This is a genomic window from Pseudomonas sp. AK181, from assembly GCF_051122975.1.
Taxonomy (GTDB): domain Bacteria; phylum Pseudomonadota; class Gammaproteobacteria; order Pseudomonadales; family Pseudomonadaceae; genus Aquipseudomonas; species Aquipseudomonas lactis.
Map to the genome: position 1 here is coordinate 6,061,936 of NZ_CP146348.1, position 18,379 is coordinate 6,080,314.

At 61.2% G+C, this 18,379-nt stretch carries 13 protein-coding genes and 1 pseudogene; 2 read left to right on the plus strand and 12 right to left on the minus strand.

Annotation, left to right across the window (positions count from 1 at the left end):
- Window positions 1-25: 25 nt before the first annotated feature.
- Window positions 26-421, plus strand: a complete 396-nt coding sequence (locus V8689_RS27630) for a hypothetical protein (protein WP_056782698.1) — start codon at window positions 26-28, stop codon at window positions 419-421.
- A gap of 202 nt (window positions 422-623) precedes the next feature.
- Here the strand turns inward: V8689_RS27630 and V8689_RS27635 are convergent, their stop codons facing one another.
- On the minus strand, window positions 624-1,010 hold the full coding sequence (locus V8689_RS27635; RefSeq protein WP_032893936.1) for a type II toxin-antitoxin system PemK/MazF family toxin: 387 nt from the start codon (window positions 1,008-1,010) through the stop codon (window positions 624-626).
- An 87-nt stretch (window positions 1,011-1,097) separates the two neighbouring features.
- Window positions 1,098-1,991 (minus strand): LysR family transcriptional regulator, encoded by an 894-nt coding sequence (locus tag V8689_RS27640; protein WP_056782697.1) that lies wholly within the window; start codon window positions 1,989-1,991, stop codon window positions 1,098-1,100.
- 181 nt (window positions 1,992-2,172) lie between these two features.
- Between V8689_RS27640 and V8689_RS27645 the strand changes: the two genes are divergently transcribed.
- Entirely contained in the window at window positions 2,173-3,390 is a 1,218-nt protein-coding gene (locus tag V8689_RS27645; RefSeq protein ID WP_397388870.1) for an MFS transporter, read from the plus strand.
- 468 nt (window positions 3,391-3,858) lie between these two features.
- Here the strand turns inward: V8689_RS27645 and hemE are convergent, their stop codons facing one another.
- The 10 genes and pseudogenes from hemE to pilM form a co-directional block, all read right to left on the minus strand.
- Window positions 3,859-4,926, minus strand: a complete 1,068-nt coding sequence (hemE, locus tag V8689_RS27650; RefSeq protein ID WP_032893941.1) for a uroporphyrinogen decarboxylase — start codon at window positions 4,924-4,926, stop codon at window positions 3,859-3,861.
- Between the two features lie 223 nt (window positions 4,927-5,149).
- Entirely contained in the window at window positions 5,150-6,568 is a 1,419-nt protein-coding gene (locus V8689_RS27655; protein ID WP_056782696.1) for an FAD-dependent oxidoreductase, read from the minus strand.
- Between the two features lie 32 nt (window positions 6,569-6,600).
- Complete coding sequence (gene gltB, locus V8689_RS27660; protein ID WP_047712401.1) at window positions 6,601-11,046, minus strand: glutamate synthase large subunit; 4,446 nt, start codon at window positions 11,044-11,046, stop codon at window positions 6,601-6,603.
- 352 nt (window positions 11,047-11,398) lie between these two features.
- Window positions 11,399-12,976 carry an SPOR domain-containing protein gene (locus tag V8689_RS27665; RefSeq protein ID WP_044270731.1) on the minus strand — a complete coding sequence of 526 codons (1,578 nt, stop codon included), beginning with the start codon at window positions 12,974-12,976 and terminating at the stop codon, window positions 11,399-11,401.
- Window positions 12,977-12,985: 9 nt separating this feature from the next.
- Window positions 12,986-14,086 (minus strand): 3-dehydroquinate synthase, encoded by a 1,101-nt coding sequence (gene aroB / locus V8689_RS27670; protein ID WP_056782695.1) that lies wholly within the window; start codon window positions 14,084-14,086, stop codon window positions 12,986-12,988.
- Between the two features lie 126 nt (window positions 14,087-14,212).
- The gene (gene aroK, locus V8689_RS27675; RefSeq protein ID WP_003187914.1) at window positions 14,213-14,731 is read right to left on the minus strand and encodes a shikimate kinase AroK; all 519 of its coding nucleotides are present in this window, start codon (window positions 14,729-14,731) and stop codon (window positions 14,213-14,215) included.
- Between the two features lie 4 nt (window positions 14,732-14,735).
- A pseudogene (locus tag V8689_RS27680) lies at window positions 14,736-15,992 on the minus strand (type IV pilus secretin PilQ); the annotation flags it as partial.
- A 138-nt stretch (window positions 15,993-16,130) separates the two neighbouring features.
- Window positions 16,131-17,102, minus strand: a complete 972-nt coding sequence (locus tag V8689_RS27685) for a pilus assembly protein PilP (protein ID WP_056782693.1) — start codon at window positions 17,100-17,102, stop codon at window positions 16,131-16,133.
- Complete coding sequence (locus V8689_RS27690; RefSeq protein WP_056782692.1) at window positions 17,099-17,650, minus strand: PilN domain-containing protein; 552 nt, start codon at window positions 17,648-17,650, stop codon at window positions 17,099-17,101. Before V8689_RS27690 ends, V8689_RS27685 begins: the two co-directional genes overlap by 4 nt.
- Window positions 17,647-18,303, minus strand: coding sequence for a type IV pilus assembly protein PilM (gene pilM, locus V8689_RS27695; protein WP_056782691.1), 657 nt, complete (start codon window positions 18,301-18,303; stop codon window positions 17,647-17,649). Before pilM ends, V8689_RS27690 begins: the two co-directional genes overlap by 4 nt.
- Between the last annotated feature and the right edge of the window lie 76 nt (window positions 18,304-18,379).

An 18,379-nucleotide genomic window follows, 5' to 3' on the forward strand; every position in this document is an offset into this window, starting at 1 on the left:
TTTTTAATCGACTGGAGAAAACGGAATGTCTTCCCTGCTACGCGCTACCCTGATCACCCTGGCCCTGCTGACCACGGCTGGCTGCACCAGCAAACCCGTGCTCAACACCCAGCACGAATTGCCGGCCACCAGCCAGGTCAGCGAAGAAAAAATGAAACAGGTGATCGTCGCCGCCCTGCAAAAACGCGAGTGGACGGTACAACGCCTGAGCCCGCAACTGGTGCAGGCCGAGATCACCGTACGCGGCCAGTTCTACGCCGCCATCGACATCCGCTACACCCGCAACAGCTACGCCATCACCTACCGCGACAGCCGCGACCTGGGCTACAAGGACGGCAAGATCCATCGCAACTACAACCGTTGGGTGAGCATGCTGGATCGGGATATTCTGGCGGGGTTGCGCTCGGCCGGAATACAGTAAGGCCAGAAACGACAAAGGGCGCCTTTCGGCGCCCTCTTCACAAACAGGTTGGCTTGTCATCGCCGCTTCCTGCCTGGCTCTGCGATGGCTGGTTACCCAGGATCCTCAGAGTCTCACAAGCCCCTTTCGGGAACTCGGGCAGTATGCCTGAAAACGGATTACCTGCAATCAGTGGCAAAACGCCGCCCATTCGTATCCCGCTTTATCGCAACCCAAGCGCACTGCGCACCGCCGCTTTTATCGCCGAAAACTGGTCATGGGTAAGTTCGGCGATTTTGTAAGTTCGTTTGCCATGACGATCTTTACTTTTGATTCGGTCTAATCGGCCCAAACTGACTGTCGCGACAATATCGCATTTAGCCCAGCAGATCGGGTTCGCTCCGTGAAGGTGGCTATCAAGCTGCAAATGATGCTCCAACACCTGCTGTGGAGCAGTAGTACTCAGGGGTACCACCGTTACGAGCAGCTTATTGGTTCGGTGTTTGCGTATCACAATAACGGGCCGAATCTTGATAATTTCCGGAACCTCATAGCCACGAAAATCACAAATCAACACGCTGCCCTCCTTGGGCTGATAGAGAAGTGCCATCCATATCCACTCGCCTGAAAAAAGCGATTTTGCGCAAATTTCTGGCAAATAACTAAGCTGGTTGCGTTACCTGATATGTGACCCGGCCTACACCGACGCCCTACGCGTCAACAACTCCACAAACCCCTTCGCCATCGGTGTTTGCGCGCCCTTGCGCTGCACCAGCCACACCGCCGTCACTGCCTGCGGGTCGAGCAAGGTGCGATAGACCACGCCATCGATGCGGATGCGCTGGTAAGACGCCGGCAGCACCGATACCCCCAACCCCGCCGCCACCAGGCCGATGATGGTCATCGCTTCCCCCGCTTCCTGGGCAAAGTGCGGGCTGAACCCGGCGTCGCGGGCCAGGTTGAGCAATTGCGCGTACAGGCCGCTGCCGTAACTGCGCGGGAAGAACACGAAAGGCTCCTCGGCCAATTGCTCCAGATGCAAGCCGCGCTCGCTGCCTTGGGCCAACGGGTGGCCGGCGCTCAGTACCGCGACCAATGGCTCGCGCATCAACTCGATCACGTTCAGTGAGTCGGGCAAGGGCAAAGGCCGCATCAGCCCCACCTGAATCGACTCATCCACCAGCGACTCGGCCACTTGGGTGCTGCTCATTTCTTGCAGGTTCAGATGCACCGCCGGGAATGCCTGGCGGAAGGCAAAGATCGCCTGGGGAATGCTGGCGTTGAACGGCGCAGACGAGGTGAAGCCGATCTTCAACTCACCCAGCTCGCCCAACTGCGCACGCCGCGCCACATCTGCCGCCTTGTCGACCTGGGCCAGCACCAGCCTGGCCTCTTGCAAGAACAAGCGCCCTGCCTCGCTCAGCTCGACCCGACGATTGGTACGCTCGAACAAGCGTGCGCCCAGCTCGTGTTCCAGCGCCTGGATCTGCTGGCTCAGGGGTGGCTGCGAGATGCCCAGCACCTGCGCGGCGCGGCCGAAGTGCAGTTCTTCGGCAACGGCGATGAAGTAGCGCAAATGGCGAAATTCCATACAAGCCTCATTAGGTCGTAAAAGCTATCAAACAGGTCGAACAATATATTGGAAAGAATCATTAGCCAGCTATATTCTTTTTTGCATTGTCAGTCCTGGCAGACTTTCCTCCCCGAGGTCCCCCGTGAATCCTGCTGTTGCTCCACTTGCCCAACACACCCCGCCCTCAGCCCTCGATGAGGTGGTGGCGCAGCTCAACGACGCGTACATCGAAAAAGGCACGCCGATGTTCATGCGCACCGTGCTAGCGCTGTTCTCCGGTGGCTTTGCTACTTTTGCCTTGTTGTATTGCGTGCAGCCGATGATGCCGGCGCTGTCCCACGAGTTTTCCATCAATGCCGCGCAAAGCAGCCTGATTCTTTCCGTTGCGACGGCAATGCTCGCCTGCGGCCTGCTGATCACCGGGCCGATCTCCGACAGGCTGGGGCGCAAGCCGGTGATGGTTGCTGCGTTGTTCTGTGCGGCGCTGGCCACCATCGCCAGCGGCTTGATGCCGAGCTGGGAAGGCATTCTGTTGATGCGTGCGCTGGTGGGCCTGTCCCTGAGTGGCCTGGCCGCCGTGGCCATGACCTACCTCAGCGAAGAGATCCACCCGCAGCACATCGGCCTGGCCATGGGCCTGTACATCGGCGGCAACGCGATTGGCGGCATGAGCGGGCGCCTGATCATCGGCGTGTTGATCGACTTCGTCAGCTGGCACACTGCAATGCTGATCATCGGCGCCCTGGCGTTGATCGCGGCCACGGTGTTCTGGAAGATCCTCCCCGAATCGCGCAACTTCCGCGCCAGCAGCCTCAAGCCGCGCAGCCTGGTGGACGGCTTCGTCATGCACTTCAAAGACGCCGGCCTACCGTGGCTGTTTCTCGAAGCCTTCCTGCTGATGGGCGCCTTCGTGACGATGTTCAACTACATCGGCTATCGCCTGCTGGCCTCACCCTATGAGCTGAGCCAGGCGGTGGTTGGCCTGTTGTCAGTGGTGTACCTGTCGGGCATCTACAGCTCGGCCAAGATCGGCTCCCTGGCCGACCGCCTCGGCCGCCGCCGAGTGCTGTGGGGCACCATCGTGCTGATGCTCGCCGGCATGGCCCTGACGCTGTTCACCCCGCTGTGGTTGGTGGTGCCAGGCATGCTGGTTTTCACCTTCGGGTTCTTCGGCGCCCACTCGGTCGCCAGCAGCTGGATCGGCCGCCGCGCAGTGAAAGCCAAGGGGCAGGCGTCTTCGCTGTATCTGTTCTGCTACTACGTGGGGTCGAGTATTGCCGGGACGGCAGGTGGGTTCTTCTGGCACTTTGCCGGGTGGAACGGGATTGGCGGGTTTATCGTCGCGCTGCTGATTGGGGCGTTGCTGGTGGCGTTGAAGCTGGCGAAGTTGCCGCCGCTCGGGAATATGCAGACCTGACGCAACTTGCTTTATGTGGGAGCTGGCTTGCCTGCGATAGCGGCCTGACAGTCAACACATCTGGATTGTGTACATATCCATTCCTGCGGTAACGGCTACTTAGGGTTCCGCCCTGACGGCGGCTCACTTTTGAAAAGCGCAAAAGTAAGCAAAACGCTCTTGCCCCACCACTCGGCACCTCGCTTAGGCTCGGTGTGCCCGAACACAGGCTTGAATTCGTGGGCCGCCGCCACGCGCCATCCATGGCGCGGGGCGGCTAACCCGGCGTCCTGCCGGGTTACCCACGAATTCAAGCCTGCGTTCGGCCAGCGTGGTTTAACGGGGCGCCTAAGATCAAAAGCAGATCAAGAGCAAGATCAAGAGCGACTCGCTTCGCATCGGGTTACCGTCTGCTGTTACAACCCAAAAAGTTGTGTAGATACCTATGGCTATCGCAGGCAAGCCAGCTCCCACATTTTGTTTTGCGTTTTATTCGTGGTACTGCGCCGACAGTTCGTGCACTGCGCGCAGGAACGCACCGGCATGCTCCGGGTTCACTTCCGGGGTGATGCCATGGCCGAGGTTGAACACGTGCCCGGTGCCCTTGCCATAGCTGGCCAGGATGCGACCTACCTCGGTACGGATCGCTTCTGGCTTGGCGTACAGCACGGTCGGATCCATATTGCCCTGCAAGGCAACCTGGTTACCGACGCGACGGCGCGCTTCACCGAGGTCGCAGGTCCAGTCCAGGCCCAATGCATCGGCGCCCGCGTCTGCGATGCTTTCCAGCCACAGGCCACCGCCCTTGGTGAACATGATCACCGGCACCTTGCGGCCTTCGTGTTCACGGATCAGGCCGCTGACGATCTTGCGCATGTAGGCCAGGGAGAATTCCTGGTACGCCGCCGCCGACAGGTTGCCGCCCCAGGTGTCGAAAATCTGTACCGCTTGGGCACCCGCCATGATCTGGCCGTTGAGGTAGGACGTGACAGACTGCGCCAGCTTGTCCAGCAACAGGTGCATGGCCTGCGGGTTGTCGTAGAGCATGGCTTTGGTCTTGCGGAAGTCTTTCGACGAGCCGCCTTCGACCATGTAGGTGGCCAGGGTCCATGGGCTGCCGGAGAAGCCGATCAGCGGCACGCGGCCGTTGAGCTCGCGGCGGATGGTGCTCACAGCATCCATCACGTAGCCCAGGTCTTTGTGTGGATCAGGGATCGGCAGGGCTTCGATATCGGCCAGGGTGCTGACGACTTTCTTGAAGCGCGGGCCTTCGCCGGTTTCGAAGTACAGGCCTTGGCCCATGGCGTCGGGGATGGTGAGGATATCGGAGAAGAGGATGGCCGCATCCAGTTGTGGGTAGCGGTCCAGCGGCTGCATCGTGACTTCGCAGGCGAACTCCGGATTCATGCACAGGCTCATGAAATCGCCGGCGTTGGCGCGACTGGCGCGGTATTCCGGCAGGTAGCGACCGGCTTGACGCATCATCCACACCGGGGTGACGTCTACGGGTTGCTTGAGCAGGGCACGAAGGAAACGGTCGTTCTTGAGGGCAGTCATGTCGGCATCCGCAAAAAAAGTGCGGGCATTTTCTCAGAGCGCGACGCAAAAGGCACGGAATGCACGGTGCCTTTTGTCTATCGGGTCAATTTGTCGCGGTAATGCCGCCACAGGATCGTTCCCACGCTCCGCGTGGTAACGCCTGCGGTGACGCTCCGCGTCATGCCGTTCGGGACGCGGAGCGTCCCTGGTTGCATTCCCACGCAGAGCGTGGGAACGATCATCAGACTTGGAGGTAGTCCAGGATACCTTCGGCGGCGTTACGGCCTTCGAAGATCGCGGTTACTACCAGGTCAGACCCGCGCACCATGTCGCCACCGGCGAAGATCTTCGGGTTGCTGGTCTGGTGCTTGTACTGGCCTTGTTCCGGGGCTACAACGCGGCCCTGGCTGTCGGTCTGGATTTCGAACTGCTCGAACCACGGCGCCGGGCTTGGGCGGAAGCCGAAGGCGATGACCACGGCGTCGGCCGGGATGATCTCTTCGGAACCCGGGATCGGCTCGGGGCTGCGACGCCCACGGGCATCCGGTTCGCCAAGGCGGGTTTCGACCACCTTCACACCTTCCACGCGGTCTTCACCGACAATGGCAATCGGCTGGCGGTTGTAGAGGAATTTCACGCCCTCTTCCTTGGCGTTCTTCACCTCTTTGCGCGAGCCGGGCATGTTGGCTTCGTCACGGCGATAAGCGCAGGTCACCGACTTGGCGCCCTGGCGGATCGAGGTGCGGTTGCAGTCCATCGCGGTGTCGCCACCGCCCAGCACCACGACCTTCTTGCCTTTCATGTCGACGAAATCTTCCGGCGACTTTTCAAAGCCCAGGTTGCGGTTGACGTTGGCGATCAGGAAGTCGAGCGCGTCATATACTCCGGGCAAGTCCTCACCGGCAAAGCCGCCCTTCATGTAGGTGTAGGTGCCCATGCCCATGAACACCGCATCGTATTCGGCGAGCAGTTGCTCCATGGTGATGTCTTTGCCGACTTCGGTATTGAGGCGGAACTCGATACCCATGCCGGTGAACACTTCACGACGGTGGCTCAGTACGGTTTTTTCCAGCTTGAACTCGGGGATACCGAAGGTCAGCAGGCCACCGATTTCCGGGTTCTTGTCGAACACCACCGGGGTCACGCCGCCACGCACCAACACGTCGGCACACCCAAGGCCTGCCGGGCCCGCGCCGATGATCGCGACGCGCTTGCCGGTCGGCTTAACCTTGGACATGTCCGGGCGCCAGCCCATGGCGAACGCGGTGTCGGTAATGTACTTCTCCACCGAACCGATGGTTACCGCGCCAAAACCGTCGTTGAGGGTGCAGGCCCCTTCACACAAACGGTCTTGCGGGCACACCCGGCCGCAGACTTCCGGCAGGGTGTTGGTCTGGTGCGACAGCTCGGCGGCGGCGAGGATGTTGCCCTCGGCCACCAGTTTGAGCCAGTTGGGAATGAAGTTGTGCACCGGGCACTTCCATTCGCAATACGGGTTACCGCACCCCAGGCAGCGGTGGGCCTGGTCGGCCGAGTGCTGGGGTTTGAAGGGCTCGTAGATCTCCACGAACTCTTTCTTGCGTTGACGCAACAGTTTCTTCTTCGGATCTTTGCGCCCGACATCGATGAACTGGAAGTCGTTATTCAGACGTTCAGCCATGTTAAAACCTCATCAAACTGTTCAGGCGCATATCACTGCGGGTTGGCACGGATGCTGGAAAGCAACGACTTCAGGTTGGCAGCCTTGGGCTTGACCAGCCAGAAACGGCGCAGGTAATCATCGAGGTTTTCGGCGAGGTTACGACCCCATTCGCTGCCAGTTTCCTCGACGTACTCGTCCAGCACGTGCTGCAAGTGGTTCCGGTAGGATTCCATGGCTTCGCCGCTGATGCGCTGGATCTCGACCAACTCGTGGTTGACCTTGTCGACGAAGGTGTTGTCCTGGTCGAGCACGTAGGCGAAACCGCCGGTCATGCCCGAACCGAAGTTGTAACCGGTCTTGCCCAGTACCGCGACAAAGCCTCCGGTCATGTACTCGCAGCAGTGATCGCCAGTGCCTTCCACCACGGTGTGGGCACCGGAGTTACGCACGGCGAAACGCTCACCGGCAGTACCCGCGGCAAACAGCTTGCCACCGGTGGCGCCGTACAGGCAGGTGTTGCCGATGATGGCGCTGTCCTGGGTCTTGTACACGCTGCCAGCCGGCGGAACGATGACCAGCTTGCCGCCGGTCATGCCCTTGCCCACGTAGTCGTTGGCGTCGCCTTCCAGGTACATGTGCAGGCCACCGGCGTTCCACACGCCGAAGCTCTGGCCCGCAGTGCCCTTGAAGCGGAAGGTGATCGGCGCTTTCGCCATGCCCTGGTTGCCGTGCTTGCGCGCGATTTCGCCGGAGATGCGTGCGCCGATGGAACGGTCGCAGTTGCAGATATCCAGGGCGAATTCGCCACCGCTGGCGTCGTTGATCGAGGAGCCGGCCATTTCGACCATCTTCTCGGCCAGCAGGCCTTTGTCGAACGGTGGGTTGCGGTCCACCTGGCAGAATTGTGGCTTGTCTGCCGGAATGTGATCGCTGCCCAACAGCGGCGTGAGGTCCAGATGTTGTTGCTTGGCAGTCTGGCCTTCGAGGATGTCCAACAGGTCGGTGCGACCGATCAGCTCTTCCAGCGAGCGCACGCCCAGCTTGGCCAGCCACTCACGGGTCTCTTCGGCGACGTAGGTGAAGAAATTCACCACCATGTCGACGGTGCCGATGTAGTGATCCTTGCGCAGTTTTTCGTTCTGAGTCGCCACGCCGGTGGCGCAGTTGTTCAGGTGGCAGATGCGCAGGTATTTGCAGCCCAGGGCGATCATGGGCGCAGTGCCGAAGCCGAAGCTTTCGGCGCCGAGGATTGCGGCCTTGATCACGTCGAGGCCGGTTTTCAGGCCGCCGTCGGTCTGTACCCGCACCTTGCCGCGCAGGTCGTTGCCGCGCAGAGTCTGGTGGGTTTCGGCCAGGCCGAGCTCCCACGGTGCGCCAGCGTACTTGATCGAGGTCAGCGGCGAAGCGCCGGTGCCGCCATCGTAGCCGGAGATGGTGATCAGGTCGGCGTAGGCCTTGGCCACACCGGCGGCGATGGTGCCGACGCCGGCTTCCGCCACCAGTTTCACCGAGACCAGAGCCTGCGGGTTGACTTGTTTGAGGTCGAAGATCAGCTGCGACAAGTCTTCAATCGAGTAGATGTCGTGGTGCGGCGGTGGCGAAATCAGGGTCACGCCCGGTACGGCGTAACGCAACTTGGCGATCAGGCCGTTGACCTTGCCGCCTGGCAGTTGCCCACCCTCACCCGGCTTGGCGCCTTGGGCAACCTTGATCTGCAGCACTTCGGCGTTGACCAGGTACTCCGGGGTCACACCGAAACGGCCGGTGGCCACTTGCTTGATCTTCGAGCTTTTGAGCGTGCCGTAGCGCGCAGGGTCTTCGCCGCCTTCGCCGGAGTTGGAACGCGCACCTAGGCGGTTCATGGCTTCGGCCAGGGCCTCGTGAGCTTCCGGCGACAAGGCGCCCAGGGAAATACCGGCGGAGTCAAAGCGCTTGAGGATCGACTCCAGCGGCTCGACCTGGCTGATGTCCATCGGCGTGTCCAGGGTCTTCACCTTGAACAGGTCACGGATCATCGACACCGGGCGGTTATCCACCAGGCTCGTGTATTCCTTGAACTTGGCGTAGTCGCCCTGCTGCACAGCGGCTTGCAGGGTGTTGACCACGTCCGGGTTGTAGGCGTGGTATTCGCCACCGTGCACGAACTTGAGCAGGCCACCTTGCTGGATCGGCTTGCGCGCGCTCCAGGCCTCCAAGGCCAGGGCTTTCTGCTCGGCTTCGATGTCGACGAAACGCGCACCCTTGATGCGGCTTGGCACGCCACGGAAGCTCAGCTCGCAGACTTCTTCGGACAGGCCGATGGCTTCGAACAACTGAGCACCACGGTACGAGGTGACGGTGGAGATGCCCATCTTCGACAGGATCTTCAGCAGGCCCTTGGTGATGCCCTTGCGGTAGTTCTTGAAGACCTCGTAGAGGTCGCCCAGCACTTCACCGGTACGGATCAGGTCACCCAGCACTTCGTACGCGAGGAACGGGTACACCGCCGAAGCGCCGAAACCGATCAGTACCGCAAAGTGATGCGGGTCGCGGGCGGTGGCGGTTTCCACGAGGATGTTGGAGTCGCAGCGCAGGCCTTTTTCGGTCAAGCGGTGGTGCACCGCGCCGGTCGCCAGGGACGCGTGGATCGGCAACTTGCCAGGCGCGATGTGGCGGTCGGTCAGTACGATCTGGGTACGACCGGCACGCACAGCTTCTTCAGCCTGGTCAGCAACGTTACGCACCGCGGCTTCAAGGCCCAGGCTCTCGTCGTAGTTCAGGTCGATGATCTGGCGGTCGAAGCCCGGACGCTCCAGGGTCATCAGCGAACGCCATTTGGCCGGGGAAATGACCGGCGAGCTGAGGATCACGCGGGAGGCATGCTCAGGCGATTCCTGGAAGATGTTGCGCTCGGCACCGAGGCACACTTCCAGGGACATCACGATGGCTTCACGCAGCGGGTCGATCGGCGGGTTGGTCACCTGGGCGAACTGCTGGCGGAAATAGTCGTACGGCGTGCGCACGCGCTGGGACAGCACGGCCATTGGCGTGTCGTCGCCCATGGAGCCGACGGCCTCGTAGCCTTGCTCACCGAGCGGGCGCAGCACCTGGTCACGCTCCTCGAACGTGACCTGGTACATCTTCATGTATTGCTTGAGCTGGTCGACATCGTAGAAAGCCGAACCGTGGTCGTTGTCTTCCATGGTCGCCTGGATGCGCAGGGCGTTCTTGCGCAGCCATTGCTTGTACGGGTGACGGGACTTCAAACGGTTGTCGATGGCGTCGGTGTCGAGGATCTGCCCGGTTTCGGTGTCCACGGCCAGGATCTGGCCAGGGCCGACACGGCCTTTGGCGATCACGTCTTCTGGCTTGTAGTCCCACACGCCGATTTCCGAGGCGAGGGTGATGAAACCGTTGGTGGTGGTCACCCAACGCGCCGGGCGCAGGCCGTTACGGTCGAGCAGGCACACCGCGTAGCGGCCGTCGGTCATCACCACGCCAGCCGGGCCGTCCCACGGCTCCATGTGCATCGAGTTGTACTCGTAGAACGCACGCAGGTCCGGGTCCATGGTCTCAACGTTCTGCCACGCAGGCGGAATGATCATGCGCACGCCACGGAACAGGTCGATGCCGCCGGTAACCATCAGCTCGAGCATGTTGTCCATGCTGGAGGAGTCGGAACCCACGCGATTGACCAGCGGGCCGAGCTCCTCGAGGTCCATCAAATCGTTGGCGAACTTGGTGCGCCGGGCCTGGGCCCAGTTGCGGTTGCCGGTGATGGTGTTGATCTCGCCGTTGTGGGCGAGGAAGCGGAATGGCTGGGCCAGCGGCCATTTCGGCAGGGTGTTGGTGGAGAAGCGCTGGTGGAACACGCAGATCGCGGTTTGCAGGCGCTCATCGCTCAGGTCTGGATAGAAGGCGGTGAGGTCCGCCGGCATCATCAGGCCTTTATAAATGATGGTCTTGTGGGAAAAGCTGCAGATGTAGTGGTCGGTGTCGGCGGCGTTGAGCACCGACGAACGACGACGGGACGTGAACAGCTTGATCGCCATGTCCTGGTCGCTCAGGCCATCGCCTGCGATGAACACTTGTTCGATCTGCGGCAGGCGCTCCAGGGCCAGGCGGCCGAGCACGCTGGTGTCGATGGGCACTTTGCGCCAGCCGACGATGTGCAGGCCGGCGGCGGCGATCTCGCGGTTCATGTTCTCGCGAGCGGCTTCGGCTTTTACCGGATCCTGGTTGAAAAACACCATGCCCACGGCGTACTGCTTGGGCAGTTCGACCGCAAATTGCTCTTGGGCGACAGCGCGCAGGAACTGGTCGGGCTTTTGAATCAGCAAGCCACAGCCGTCACCGGTCTTGCCGTCGGCGTTGATCCCACCGCGGTGGGTCATGCAGGTCAGGGCCTCGATGGCCGTTTGCAAAAGGGTATGACTGGGTTCGCCCTGCATGTGGGCTATCAGGCCGAAACCGCAGTTATCCTTGAATTCATCGGGTTGGTACAGACCTGCTTTCATAGACACTTTCTCACCAGGCTGCCTCTTTTACCGAGGCAAATTTCTTTTCAATTCAACCGGTTACCTTCCACGCCGAACGTACGCCGGCTTAGCGGGGGCAAAAGGGAGGTCATTGTACACACCGACACAGACGCTCACAAATTTAGCGACGAAATGTCGCAAATCTATGTCGCATTTATGAAAGGTTTAAAGCGATATGCTGTGCTAGTCAAAACTTTTTTAATTCTGACCGCTACGACTCAAAAGCTACTGTGACGCAGACACCACAAAGCGCGCGGTCTCGGGAGACTGCACGCACTTGCGGATTTTTTTGAGGTGCCGGGAGGGCGGCCTGGGTAAGGCCGCCGGATCTTCAGCGAGTTGCTGCCAGTTCTTGTTGAACGCTGGCAACAGTGCGAGGCCAAGGTTTACCAGCCTGAACCTTCGCTGGCAAGGCTTTGATGGCAGAATCGGCTGCGGCGCGGCTTGGGAAGCTGCCGTAGGTGATCACGTAGAGAGGCTTGCCGTTGAGCACTTTCTTGAAATAACGGTACTGGCCGCCCTGCTCTTTGACGAACGCCTGGGCGTTGGCTTCGGAGCTGGTGCCGAGGATCTGTACCACAAAGTTGCCGGTAGGCTGGCTGCTGTACCAGCTGCTGCCAGCAGCGCCGGCCTTGGCAACGGTGGCGGCTGGTTTTTCCGCTGGCTTGGCGGCTGGCGCTGGTTTGGCGGCCGGCGCAGGCGCGACAGGCTTGGCCACCGGAGCAGGCTTGGCGGTGGCGACGGTCGGCGCCGGCGTCGGGGCAGGCTTGGCGACCGGAGCAACCGGCGTCGCTGGCACACCAGCCGGTACGCCCGCAGGTGGCGCGGTGGTGGTCACGGTCGGCGGCGTAGCGCTGGAGCCTTCCACCGGCACACCGTCGTCGCCTTCGGAGATGCCACCGGCTTCTTCGGCCAGAGGGCCGCGCATCACAGGTTGGCCGACCATCGGCAGGTTGGTCGGTTGGCCGGAGTTGGCAAATTCGACGTTTGGCGTGGGCTTGCCCAGTGGCAACTGCGCCTGTTCGGTTGGCGCGCCGGTGGTTGTCGGTGCTTTGTTGCGGCCCGGGATCAACCAGGCGGCGGCAACAGCGACCACGACAACGGCGGAAATAGCCAATACGTGCTTCTTAGGCATAGTGAACCCCATCTTTGGACGCTTGACCGCAGAGCGGCTGGCAATCATGGCTTCGATCATGGCATCGCGGGCAACCTGGTTGATGTTTCCAGGCCAGCCATCGGAGCTTTCGTGAATATCAGAGATCTGCGCAGCGGTGAAAAGTTCGATACCTGCCCCGGCGCCTTCAAGGCGTTGTGCCAGGTATTCGCGGGTTTCTTCCTCTTCGTACGGCTGCAACTCGATGACGTGGAACAGCTCCTGTTCACCACTGATCTGCTCCAGATCGGCGATCAGCGACGACTCACCGAACAGGAACACATGCGGGCGACCTTCCGGGGTACCCGCCGCCAGCGCCAGCAGGGCTTCCAGGGCGGACTCGTCGAGCTGCTCGGCGTCGTCTACCAGCAGGTAGACTTCCTGGCCGGTCAGGCCCAACTGCACCACTTGCTTGAGAATCGCGTTCGGCTCGGCGTTGGAGACGTCCAACGCTTGCGCTACCTGGCGCAGTACGCCGGCCGCATCACCGGCACCGCGGGCCGATACCACCACGCTCTGCACCGACTGTTTGTTGGTGCTGGCCACCAGCGCCTGGCGCAGCAAGGTCTTGCCGCTGCCCAGAGGGCCGGTGACCACCAGCAGCAACTGGCTGTAGCGCGCGAGGTGATGCAACTGCCCAAGCACCGGCTTGCGCTGGGCGGGGAAGAATTTGAAACCCGGCACCCGTGGAGCAAAGGGGTCGTGGCTCAAGTGGTAATGGCCGAGGAACGCCTCGTCGGCATGCAAACTAGTCATCGGGTCTTATTAACCTTTGAGCTGGGCCAGGGCGCGGTAATCCGCTCCCAGCGTGGCCTGTAGAATCTCTTTTGGATAATCGTCGGTCACCACGGCTTCGCCCATGTGGCGCAGCAGTACCAGTCGAAGTCGACCGTCGATCACTTTCTTGTCTATCGCCATATGTTCAAGGAAATCCGCCTCGGTCATCTCTTCAGGCGGAACAACCGGCAAACCGGCACGTTGGAACAGGCGGATACCGCGATCACGCTCTTGGGCGCTGATCCAGCCCAGGCGCTGCGACATCTCCAATGCCATCACGGTGCCAGCCGCTACGGCTTCCCCATGCAACCACACACCATAGCCCATGTGCGTTTCGATCGCATGGCCGAAGGTGTGGCCCAGGTTCAGCGTGGCCCGCACGCCGGACTCACGCTCGTCGGCGTTGACCACCAGCGCCTTGGCCGCGCAAGAGCGGGAAATCGCTTCGGTGAGCGCCACCTGGTCGAGGCCGCGCAAGGCGTCCATGTGCTCTTCCAGCCAGGTCAGGAACGGCTCATCGCAGATCAGCCCGTACTTGATGACTTCCGCCAGGCCCGCCGACAGCTCGCGCGGTGGCAGGGTGTTGAGGGTAGCGGTGTCGATCAGCACAGCCTGAGGCTGGTAGAACGCGCCGACCATGTTCTTGCCCAGCGGGTGGTTGATACCGGTCTTGCCGCCCACCGACGAGTCGACCTGGGACAGCAAGGTGGTCGGCACCTGGATAAAATCCACGCCGCGCTGGTAGCAGGCCGCAGCAAAACCGGCCATATCGCCAATCACACCGCCGCCCAGGGCGACCACGGTGGTTCGACGGTCATGGCGCGCGGTCAGCAGGCCATCAAAGATCAGTTGCAGGGTTTCCCAGTTTTTGTGGGCTTCGCCGTCAGGCAACACCACGGAGATCACCGAGTACGCCGCCAGGCTGCGGCTCAAACGCTCAAGATACAGCGGCGCGACCGTTTCGTTGGAGATGATCGCCACCTGCCGGCCGGCAATATGCGGCGCAAGCAGTTCGGGCTGGTCCAACAGACCTGCGCCAATGTGGATCGGGTAGCTGCGCTCGCCTAGATCGACCTTAAGTGTCTGCATGTGTCCCCGCGTTGAAGATGGAGTGACGACCGGCACTGTCGATATCTCGACACCGCCTGGTGGCTCTACGCCATACCTTACAAGGTGATGGCGCGCCGCCGAGAATAGCGCATTTCGGGCCAGGCTTTAACGGGGTGGCAACCGTTGCAGGCGCTCAAGGATGTCGAGTACGACCATTCGAGGTGGCCGCTCATCGGTTTCTACCACCAGATCGGCGATTTCCCGATATAGCGGATCGCGCAGCGCCAGCAGGTCCCGAAGAGTTTTGGCCGGGTCGGCAGTGCGTAGCAACGGGCGATTGCGATCACGGGCGGTACGGCCCACCTGCTGTTCGACCGATGCGTGCAAATACACCACGCGACCACCCGCATGCAGCGCCCGACGGTTTTCATCGCGCATGACGGCGCCACCGCCGGTTGCCAATACCACGCCATCGCAGCCGCACAGCTCGGCAATCATCGCCTGCTCGCGGTCACGAAAGCCCAGCTCGCCTTCTTTATCGAAGATCCATGGGATATTGGCACCCGTGCGCAATTCAATTTCCTTGTCGGAATCTTTGAACGGCAGGCGCAGCTCTTTGGCCAGCAAACGGCCGATGGTGCTTTTTCCAGCCCCCATCGGCCCTACAAGAATCAAATTTCGCACAGAATCAACGACTCACAGCAATCGCCTGGTTATTCATGATACGCGGAGTCAGGAATACCAGCAGCTCGGATTTTTTCTCCGCCAGCACATCGCGCCGGAAAAGGCGGCCAAGATACGGCACATCGCCCAAAAATGGCACTTTATCTACCACTTTGCTTTGGGTGTTGGAGAAAACCCCGCCAATGACGATGGTCTCGCCATCCCTGACCAGAACCTTGGCGTTGACCTCGTTTTTCTTGATCGGCGGCACATCATTGAGGCGGTTCAGGTAATCGGGCTCATCCTTGGTGACCTTGACCGCCATGATCACATGGTCGTCGGGGGTGATTTGCGGCGTGACCTCCAGCGACAGCGAAGCCTCTTTGAACGACACCGAGGTGGCGCCCTGGGAGGTGGATTCCTGGTAAGGAATCTCGGTGCCCTTGAGGATGCGTGCGGTCTCTTTGTCGGAGGTGACGACCTTGGGTTGCGAGACGATTTCACCGTTGCCGGTTTTTTCCATGGCGGTCAGTTCAAGGTCAAGCAACAGGTTGTCGGTGATGTAGGCGATCCCCAGGCCGGAGGTTCCGGCCAGCGACCCCAAGTCGACAAAGGGTGAACTGGGCGGGTTTTGCGGCGGCTCGGCGCCGTCTGCCTGCGGCTTGGCAATACCGCCAACACCGCCGCCGCCACGGGTGAGCCGCCCACCCCAGCGCACACCCAGGCTTTTATCGTAGTCGACATTGGCCTCCACAATCCGCGCCTCGATCATGACCTGGCGTACCGGGATATCCAGTTGCGCCACGATGCGCCGCAGCTCTTCGAGCCGTTCGCCGGTCTGGTAGGCGATGATGTTGTTGGTGCGATCATCCACCGCCACCGAACCGCGCTCATCGGTGGCGCCCTCAAAGCCGGTCACCGACTGAAACAACTTGGCCAGGTCGGCGGCCTTGGCGTAATTGACCTGCAGCAGCTCCCGCCGCAAGGGCGCGAGCTCAGCCATTTGCTTGCGCGACTCCAGCATCAACAGCTCCCGAGCAGCCAACTCATCGGCGGGCGCCACCAGCAACACGCCTGCCATGACTCGCTTGTCCAAGCCCTTGGTTTGCAGCACCAGGTCCAGCGCCTGGTCCCAGGGTACATCCTTGAGCCGCAGAGTGATCGAGCCCTGTACCTCATCGCTGGTCACCAGGTTGAGCCCGGCAACATCGGCGATTTGCTGCAATACCGCGCGCAGGTCGATGTCCTGGAAGTTCAGAGTCAGTTTGGCGCCTGTATAGCTGACCGACGAGGCACTGTCGGGCGGCGGAAGTTGGATCAGCTCCAGGCGATTGGGCACAGCAGCAGCCATCGGTGCCGTGAACGCTATCCATAGCGCCACACCGAAGGACGAGAAGGTCCTTTTCATTGTTTGATTCCGTTATGAGTTGACGTTCAGCACAAGGGTTCGCGGGCGTTGCAACCAAGCGCCCTGTCCATCGGGAAACAGCTCGACCAGCTCGACAGCCGCATCTTGGATGGCCGTGACCTGGCCATGATCCGGCCCCAGGTAATCACCCACCGCCAGTCGATACACCCTGGCTCCAGCGCGCAGCAAGGCGAAAGCCTGCATACCCCTGGACAGCGTGCCGACCATTTCGAACTGTTCCAGGCGCATACCCTCCAACAGCCCCCGTGGCCGAGTGAAATCCGGTGCTAGGGCCGGGCGGCCCGGCAGGTGGGCTGCCTGCAAGGCAGGCGGCTTGAACGGGTCGCGCAAGGACGACGGCTCGTAGACAAATAACGGCCCTGGGTCGAGTACCTGACGGGCGTTGCCGTTTTGCAGGGTGCCGCGATAGGTCTTGGCGAGCATGTTCAGACGCAGCAACGCGCCCTGATGCCCAAGCGCAACGTCTTGCACGGTGACTACCCGAGGCAACCCACCCAAGGCACTGACAAACGTCGCCAGATCGTGGTAAGCCCCGGAGGCGCTTATCTGCATGGGTTGTTCGATATAAAGCTGCCGAGGTATTTCATCCAGCACACTGATGCCTTCAACCCACACCCCATGGGCAGCCGCCAGCCGGGCGAGGTCTTCCAGCACGGCAGGCACCTCGGACTCGCCGGGCAATTGCCCGAGGAGACTGGCCACCTGCTCTTCCATGCTCCGCACCTGCTGGCTGCGCAGCTCAAGGCTGGCGGCCAACCCGGTCTTCTCTGTGAGTTGCTGCTGCAGCGTCTGCTCCCGCGCCTCAAGCCCGTGCAATCGCTCCCGCTGCGGCCCCCCATGCGAAACTTCACCTATCGCCAGCACCAGGCCGGCCAGCGCACAGCCAAGCAGCACCTTGCCCGGCAGGGACCATTTAGCAGCGTTGTCAGAGAGCGTGGAAAAATCGAGCCTGGGCAGGCTCATGGTTGCGCCTCGCTGGATTCCCCCTGGCGCACCATCAGCTGGAATTCACTTTCACCGCGCGCACCTTCGGCCTGCACGCGCTGCAGACGGGTCGAACTGGAGCCCTGGGCTGGCTTGAGCTGCTGCATCAAACGGGCGATATCCTGGTTGCTTTCAGCTGTGCCGCGAATGCTGATGGTGTCGCCGTTTGCAACCACCTCATGCAAATGGACACCTTCGGGCACCGCACGAGCCAATTGCTCAAACAATCGTGCCCCGGAAGAGCGGGCATCGTGCAGGTCCTGGACCACCTTCATGCGTTCAGCCAGTTGCTGGCTTCGCTCCTGAAGATCGTCGATAGTCTTGATGCGCGAGTCCTGGGTGGCGATGTGCTCCTCCAGGCGGCTGTTGCGGCTGACCTGCCGGTCTATCGCCTGGTCGATCACTTGATCAGCCAACCACAATGCCGCGAGCGCCACGCAGGCAAACGCCAGCAATAGCACCAACAGGTATTTGCGCCTTCGCTCCGCCAGCGCCTGGCGCCAAGGCAAAAGATTGATTCGTGTCATCCAGCGAAACTCCTCAGGGCCAGCCCGCAAGCTACTCCCATCCCTTGGGCATCCAAGGCCCATTGTGCACCATCGACTCTATGACCCGGCGTGAAGCTGGCAAAATCCTGAAGGCAAGCGCGCTGCAATGCAAACCCTTCTACATCGACCACTCGCGGCACCAGCCCCGCCATGGCCAAAACCGCCTCGCGCGCTTCGACCTGCTCGCGCAGGCACGCCGCCAGCATCACCTCTACCCATTGCGGGCCTTGAGCCGATGGCCCTTGAACCTGAAAGTCGATGGCCACTTCATCCAGTGGATAAGGGATGAACTGGTCGGCTTCCATCTGGATCTTCCAGGCCATTTCCTCATCACTGAGGCCGGCGTCCATCTCGATCAGCCGGGTAATTACCGACGGGCCTGCAACCGCCACGGCGGCGTATCGGGCCGAGGTCCCCAAGATCGACAGCGCCTGTTGCAGCACCCGCACCACGGTTTCAAGGTCCAGCAGGGTGCCATCGACCACCGCGTGGGGTGGCAGCACTTGCGTGACGTAGCCCTGGACGCTGAAACCGCCGGATGAACGGCCCAGTTCGATCAGCTTGATACCGCTGTCATTGATATCGACCCCCAACACCGGGTCGACTTTTCGCCTGAAAAATCCCTTTCCCATAAAACTCCCCAAAACTTTCCCTGTCATACCGGCTGTCATCTCACCTGATTGCTGCCAGGCACCTTGCATTCGGTCG